A 569-nucleotide genomic window follows, 5' to 3' on the forward strand; every position below is an offset into this window, starting at 1 on the left:
GCCTCAAATAAACCTTTTTAGCACAGGTGCAAATATCCACGATCCGAAAGTTATTCTCCGGCTGGTTTGTTGCAACTGCGAATTGAATAACCTTTTCATAAGTCTGCTTATATCCAGCATCTGAAAGTCAATCTCAGATTGATTTGTTCCGCATCGAATAAACTGTGCAGAAATTCGCAACTCAAGCTTGCCTCAGATCCCTTCTCTTGCGACGAAAGTCACCCTCCCGGCAAACACTGCACACCAGAACCCTTACCAACCACACCACAACCGACACCATGGCACCCACCACCGTCCTGATCACTGGAGCGAACCGCGGCCTTGGCAAAGGCCTCTTGGAGCGATACCTCTCCCAGCCCAACCATACCGTCGTCGCCGCCGTCCGCGACCCATCCCGCTCCACCTCCCAGGCCCTGTCCTCCATCCCCAAGGCCGATGACAGCAAGCTGGTGGTGGTAAAGTACGACGCCGGCGTCGAGCAGGACGCGCACGACGTCGCGGAGACGCTGCAAAAGACGCACGGCATCGACAAGCTCGACGTGGTGATCGCCAACGCCGCCATCGCCAAG

1 protein-coding gene is annotated in these 569 nt (G+C 55.7%); it reads left to right on the forward strand.

Annotated elements, in window-relative coordinates; genetic code table 11:
- Positions 1-278: 278 nt before the first annotated feature.
- A partial coding sequence (locus E2R65_RS19475; RefSeq protein ID WP_134338169.1) for an SDR family NAD(P)-dependent oxidoreductase occupies positions 279-569 on the forward strand: 291 nt, incomplete at its 3' end.

Source organism: Mucilaginibacter phyllosphaerae, assembly GCF_004378255.1.
GTDB classification, from domain to species: Bacteria; Bacteroidota; Bacteroidia; order Sphingobacteriales; family Sphingobacteriaceae; genus Mucilaginibacter; species Mucilaginibacter phyllosphaerae.